This window comes from Aphanizomenon sp. CS-733/32, assembly GCF_028330045.1.
Classification (GTDB): Bacteria; Cyanobacteriota; Cyanobacteriia; order Cyanobacteriales; family Nostocaceae; genus Dolichospermum; species Dolichospermum gracile.
The window spans coordinates 1-6,249 of the sequence record NZ_JAQMSE010000018.1 but is presented as its reverse complement, the minus strand read 5'-3'; the positions used below and the strand labels follow the sequence as shown (position 1 = coordinate 6,249).

Annotated in this window: 4 protein-coding genes and 2 pseudogenes; 3 read left to right on the top strand and 3 right to left on the bottom strand. The window is 41.4% G+C overall.

Translation table 11 applies throughout. From position 1 onward, the window contains the following. Positions 1-135: 135 nt before the first annotated feature. A pseudogene (locus PN471_RS01220) lies at positions 136-633 on the bottom strand (MBL fold metallo-hydrolase); the annotation flags it as partial. Positions 634-1,048: 415 nt separating this feature from the next. On the opposite strand from PN471_RS01220, the gene PN471_RS01215 reads away from it, so the two are divergent. The 3 genes from PN471_RS01215 (at position 1,049) to PN471_RS01205 (ending at position 4,588) form a co-directional block, all read left to right on the top strand. Further along, positions 1,049-1,552 (top strand): hypothetical protein, encoded by a 504-nt coding sequence (locus PN471_RS01215; protein WP_193890607.1) that lies wholly within the window; start codon positions 1,049-1,051, stop codon positions 1,550-1,552. A gap of 595 nt (positions 1,553-2,147) precedes the next feature. After that, positions 2,148-3,302: an NAD-dependent epimerase/dehydratase family protein gene (locus PN471_RS01210; protein WP_193890613.1), complete on the top strand. Its 1,155-nt coding sequence runs from the start codon at positions 2,148-2,150 to the stop codon at positions 3,300-3,302. A gap of 152 nt (positions 3,303-3,454) precedes the next feature. Beyond that, complete coding sequence (locus tag PN471_RS01205) at positions 3,455-4,588, top strand: glycosyltransferase family 4 protein (RefSeq protein WP_271775333.1); 1,134 nt, start codon at positions 3,455-3,457, stop codon at positions 4,586-4,588. A 561-nt stretch (positions 4,589-5,149) separates the two neighbouring features. Here PN471_RS01205 and PN471_RS01200 read toward each other — a convergent pair. Further along, positions 5,150-5,407 carry a DUF7219 family protein gene (locus PN471_RS01200; protein ID WP_168646125.1) on the bottom strand — a complete coding sequence of 86 codons (258 nt, stop codon included), beginning with the start codon at positions 5,405-5,407 and terminating at the stop codon, positions 5,150-5,152. Between the two features lie 400 nt (positions 5,408-5,807). Next, positions 5,808-6,104: pseudogene (locus PN471_RS01195) on the bottom strand (TolC family protein); the annotation flags it as partial. Positions 6,105-6,249: the final 145 nt, after the last annotated feature.

Genomic DNA, 6,249 nt, shown 5'->3' with positions numbered 1-6,249 from the left:
GTTTCGGGCATTTTAACGTGATTTTTTTGATGATTTTTGAGCGCTCGCTATTGAGCAGAAGTTAATCACCAAAAGCCTGAAACGAGGGATTTTCGTTCATGCACATCATGGTGAATTTGTACAGTGCGTAAGTCCTAGTAATTTATAATCACGGTTGGGGGTGTGGTAAGTGAGGAGAATCGCCACAGCACCGGGTAAATGACCTGCGGGAAATAATTCTACTATTAAATTTTCTCTGATTTCCACAGGCGATCGCAATGGTAAAGCCTGACAAAATGATACAGTTCCTGGTAGTTCTTCATCTAGCCAATTTAGCGGCAATAACTTCGTCGTCACCTCACTAGCATATATAGGTAATTGGGGAAAAGCTTGATGTAGTGTTAATAAGCCTCTAGCATGATCTGAATGAGCATGACTAATTAGAACTAAATCCGCTGGCATTGTCTGATTTGCCAATTGAGTTAGTTCTTGCCCTACTGGGGAAATATTTGTCAAGCCGAAATCTAACATGATTCGGTGTGGTCCCATCCTAACCAGTAGACAGACCCCTTCATCTTGATGCTGAACACTATAGGGAAAGCATTCCAACTCATTAGCTGTTGTTCCAGCATCAATTGATATATTATTCATCATTTGCTCCTCCCTTCAATCAAACTATTGGCTGAGAAAGTTGACTTTTAGGCAATATTCCTCTGCAAAGTTCAAAAAAGTTGGAAACCTAGGTTGTCACCCCTGTTAATGTGCAGAACCGTTACCATGATAGTTATCGGAATCATAGAAGCCATTTTTCGTACCAAAGAATAAGCACGAAACTGTAAATATAACAGTTAAACCCACTAAAATTAGTTTGATATCCATTGATTTTTTGATCCCCTTAACTTCAGACTTTCTGATCTTAATATCCTGTTTTTGCATTTGGACAGAATCAACAGAAAATCTTTACTATGCTTGGGTTCTATGTAAATATAGCATTAGTGGTTGATCAGATAAAACCCCTGAATCCTCAAACGATGTATTTCTATAAACACATAAAATATCAAATTTTAGAATGAAACAGCCCTGGGGTGCAGTACAAATAAACAAGTCGCTGTGCGCCATTGCTTGCAGTGTAGGGATTGGGATGACCTCTTGGGGGTGTAATGTTAATGACCCCCAGATTCAAGATCAAAGATGGAATATATATAGAAATAAGCGTTATGGTTTTGAGTTTCCTTATCCGCATACTTGGCAGGTGTTAGGAAACCCAGACAATAGTGATGGTGTTGTTTTAGTGCCACCAAACCAAAAAAACGTAGAAATTCGTGCCTATGCAAGTAAAACTGTATTAAAATCCTTAACTAAAAGTTCTCAGCCAGTCCCTAATTTTCAGACTCATCAGGGTTTTTCTGGGGTATTGGCTGTAGAGGCTGGGGAAAAGGTGACTGTAATCAAATTGACTATTAGCCAAGAGAACTTAGAGTATCACTGGCAAGGACAAAGCGGAGTCCAAAACTTTCAAAATTACTATCGCTTGTTTTACCACATGGCTCAGGAGTATAAAATTAGTCAGTAGTCCCTTTCAGCCAGGGAATAAATTCCCTGTCTAAAAGCTAAAGTCGGTTTTAACCGACTGTTGGAGCAATACCTTGTCCATTTTTTGTAGGTCAGGTTAAGCGACAGCACCTGAGTTCGACATAAGATAATTTGTGGAAACCTCGCCATGAGTCTCAAACCCTGATGATCTCGTTGAAAAAATCATAACTCCGTTAGCGTAGCATCTCCGAAGGAGAAACTCCGAACTCAGGTGACAGCACAACCCGACGCTCATGTTGGGTTATAGCTATGGCTCCTACGTCGCCACACTATGGCTAACGCCACGCTCCGCGAACGTGAACGTACCTCAACCCAACCTACAAATCAAGACTTTTTTCGATTTGGACAAGGTATTGTTGGAGCATAATAAATAGGATAATTTTTGAAAATTGAGTTAACCAGAGTGCGTTTTAATGCACTTTAGCTTTGAGACCGGAACTTAAGTTCCGGGCAGGTTTGTTAAGCCTGACTCCTGACTCCTGCTGTAATTATTTACTGCCTGAGCGAGAATTTAATGATAAACAGGGGACACAAACCTGATAGATTTAGCTATCAGCGAGTAAAAACTGGTAAAGATGAAAGTCCTGGTTATTGGTGGTGATGGGTATTGCGGTTGGGCAACCGCGCTTTACCTTTCTAATCGAGGTTATGAAGTTGGAATTTTAGATAGTTTGGTGCGGCGACATTGGGATAATGAACTGGGCGTAGAAACCCTTACCCCAATCGCACCAATTCAGAAACGTCTCCAGCGATGGCAGGATTTGACTACTAAGTCTATTGATCTGTTTATCGGCGATATTACTAATTACGAGTTTCTGCACAAAGCTTTACACGAATTTCAACCAACTGCGATCGTGCATTTTGGTGAACAGCGTTCAGCACCATTTTCCATGATTGACCGTGAACACGCTGTTCTCACTCAGGTCAATAATGTGGTGGGTACGTTGAACTTGCTGTACATTATGCGGGAAGATTTCCCCGATTGCCATTTGGTGAAATTGGGAACAATGGGTGAGTATGGAACGCCCAACATTGATATTGAAGAAGGATACATTACGATTGAACATAACGGACGTAAGGATACTTTGCCCTATCCGAAACAGCCCGGTTCTATGTATCACTTGAGTAAAGTCCACGATAGCCATAATATCCACTTTGCTTGCCGGATCTGGGGTTTAAGGGCTACAGACTTAAACCAGGGGATTGTTTACGGTGTCTTAACCGAAGAAACGGGGATGGACGAACTGTTAATTAATCGGTTGGATTATGATGGTGTATTTGGTACAGCACTGAACCGCTTCTGTATTCAAGCTACCGTGGGCCATCCTCTCACCGTCTACGGTAAAGGTGGACAAACTCGTGGCTTCTTGGATATTCGGGATACGGTGCGATGTATTGAGTTAGCGATCGCTAATCCTGCCGAACCAGGAGAATTCCGTGTGTTTAATCAATTTACTGAACTATTCAGTGTCGGTGACTTGGCATTGATGGTGAAAAAAGCCGGCAACGCTATGGGATTAAATGTGGATATTAACCACATAGACAACCCCAGAGTGGAAAAGGAAGAACACTATTTCAATGCCAAAAACACCAAACTCCTGGATTTAGGCTTACAACCCCATCTGCTGTCGGATTCTCTACTTGATTCACTATTAAACTTTTCCGTCAAGTATCAGAACCGAGTTGATCACCAACAAATTCTTCCCAAGGTCTCTTGGCATAGAAAATAGGTGACAGTAAAGGAGGCAAGAGGCAAGAGGCAAGAGGCAAGAGGCAAAAGGCGGATTCATTCTCCCCTGATTCCTGACTCCGAACTCCTGACTCTTAACTCCGAACTCCTGACTCCTGACTCCTGACTCTTAACTCCGAATTCCTTCTTTTTATGAGAATTGCCCTATTTACAGAAACCTTTTTACCTAAAGTTGATGGCATTGTTACCCGTCTTCGCCATACTGTTGACCACTTACAACGTCTTGGCAATCAAGTTTGGGTATTTGCCCCTGAAGGTGGTATTACTGAACACAAAGGTGCGAAAGTTTACGGAGTTAGTGGTTTTCCCTTACCTCTCTATCCAGAGTTGAAAATGGCACTACCTCGCCCTGCCATTGGTCATGCTTTAGAAGAGTTTCAACCAGATATTATTCATGTTGTTAATCCCGCAGTTCTCGGACTATCAGGGATCTTTTATAGTAAAGTTCTCAAAATTCCTTTGGTGGCTTCTTACCATACCCACTTGCCCCAATATCTGCAACATTACGGTTTAGGGATGTTAGAAGGGTTACTGTGGGAGTTGTTAAAATTGGGTCATAATCAGGCTGAGTTAAATTTGTGTACCTCTACGGCAATGGTAAAGGAACTTTCCGCCCATGGGATTGAAAGGTGTGATTTATGGCAACGGGGAGTAGATACAGAATTATTTCATCCTGATTTAGTCAGTGCAGAAATGCGATCGCATCTTTCCCAAAATCATCCAGATAGCCCTTTGTTACTCTACGTTGGTCGTCTTTCTGCTGAAAAGGAAATCGAGCGCATTAAACCAATTTTAGCAGCCATTCCCAATGCCAGATTAGCATTAGTCGGCGATGGTCCTCACCGTCAAGCTTTGGAAAAACACTTTGCTGGGACAAATACTTATTTTGTCGGTTATCTTATGGGTAAAGAATTAGGCTCTGCCTTTGCCAGTGCTGATGCTTTTATTTTTCCTTCCCGCACAGAAACACTCGGATTAGTTCTACTAGAGGCTATGGCTGCCGGATGTCCAGTGGTAGCAGCCCGTTCTGGAGGCATCCCTGATATTGTCACAGATGGTGTCAATGGATATCTTTTTGATCCACAAGCTGATATTCAAGAGGCAATTAATGCTACTATACGTTTGTTACAACAAGGGCAGGAAATAGCTATTATCCGTAAAAATGCCCGTGCAGAAGCAGAAAAATGGGGATGGACATCGGCTACACAACAACTGGAAGACTATTATCAAAAAATAATCGTAAACAGTAGTAGGAATCAGGAGTGAGTGACATACTCCCTTTCAGGTGAGTGTGGGCTTCTTAGGCATCTGTCACCGTTCGGAGTTCACCTGAGTTCGACATAAGATAATTTTTGGAAAACTGCCCCAAATATGAGTCTCAAACCCTGATGATCTCGTTGAAAAAATCATAACTCGGTTCGCGTAGCGTCTCCGAAGGAGAAACTCCTAACACCGAACTCAGGTGAGTTCGGAGTATGGCTAACGCGACGCTGCGCTATCAGGAGTTCAGGAGAAAAAAAGAAGAAAGAAGAAAATTTCTTCCCTGTCACCTGTCCCCGTGGCGTAGCACCTGTTATCTCCCCTCACAGACAACTTATTCAGCAAACCCTATATATTCAGAGATTTTACCCAGGCGATCGCCTGCTTCAAATTAGCTCAAGTTATCGAACCAACGGATCAATCTGTGCGAATTCAGAACGCGCCTATAAATACCAGCAGACACCGCCGCCAAAGTCCTGGGATGGTGTTTGGACAATGATCGCAAAATAGTCAGTTGTCAGTTGTTTGTTCCTATAAACCAATGACCAGTGACCAATGACCAATTACCTAAGCTTCTTCAGAGCCGTTACTTTGAAAAGGTTGTTCACCGATTTTCAGTTCTTTTTTTGATTGTTTTAACTGTTTCCAAAGTAACTTAATCTGGTCATAAGCCTCATCTGGTGAGATCTTACCGCCAGTTTCTAAATTGCAAATATAACTAACCTTTTGGGCAAATTCCTGCAAATTCGCGTTAAATACTAAGTTTTCTGGTTTGACATGACCATAATAGCGACCACGGGGATAGAGAAAATCTTCTTTGCTCATCATTTTTTTTCTCCATTTACTCAACTGCTCTATAAAACTTATATAATACTGACAGCGCAGCGTGCCTTAAGCCATACATTGCTGTTTGTTTCCCCTGTTGGTGATCAAGATAGATGAATAGTTCTGTTTTCATAGCTCCTCTACCTATTCAGGATAGGATAGATCAAACTATGACATACTACTGATAGTTTAGAGTGGCGTAAGTCATGGGTTTAGCTTTAGGGCAGTTATTCACGTTTAGTTATTCTCTAATTTATTAACAACAGATTCTATTAAATTCAATATGTCATTAATATATCTCTTAAGATAGATTAATATATTCCTTTTTGCAATACTTGGAAAAACTTTCCTTGCAAACCATGATTATACATTTAAATTGGGATAATTGAATATACAAGTTTTACTTAAAATAAGTAGGGCTTGCTGAATAAACTCCTCTAACAGTAACGGCTCGTTGTAATTGAGCTAACGCACGGTTATAGTCTAAGATATCTTGTACTCGCTTCCCTTCTGCTTTGATTAAATCATTTTGTGCATTAATAACATCGGTTTGAGTCCCAACACCTGCTTGAAAACGTAAACGTCCTAGACGAAGAGCTTCCTTGGCTTGTTCTAGAGCAACATTGGCAGTTTGAACATTCTCCAAGTTAGACTGCAACTGCAAATAAGCTTGTTCAACCTCAAACCGAATATTATGCAGTTGTTTAGCTTAATCAGCAGAAGCCCCACGTCTCACTCTTAGGAGCGTGGGATGAATGCGCGTGAGTTGAGTTGCGTAGCCCAAATTGTATTTGAGCGTAGCGAAAACAAAGAAGGCTACAGCGACGAAACGAACAAAATAT

Coding starts and splice junctions, on each gene's coding strand:
- PN471_RS01210 (WP_193890613.1), top strand. CDS start 2,148: ATGAAAGTCCTGGTTATTGGTGGTGATGGGTATTGCGGTTGGGCAACC.
- PN471_RS01200 (WP_168646125.1), bottom strand. CDS start 5,407: ATGAGCAAAGAAGATTTTCTCTATCCCCGTGGTCGCTATTATGGTCAT.
- PN471_RS01215 (WP_193890607.1), top strand. CDS start 1,049: ATGAAACAGCCCTGGGGTGCAGTACAAATAAACAAGTCGCTGTGCGCC.
- PN471_RS01205 (WP_271775333.1), top strand. CDS start 3,455: ATGAGAATTGCCCTATTTACAGAAACCTTTTTACCTAAAGTTGATGGC.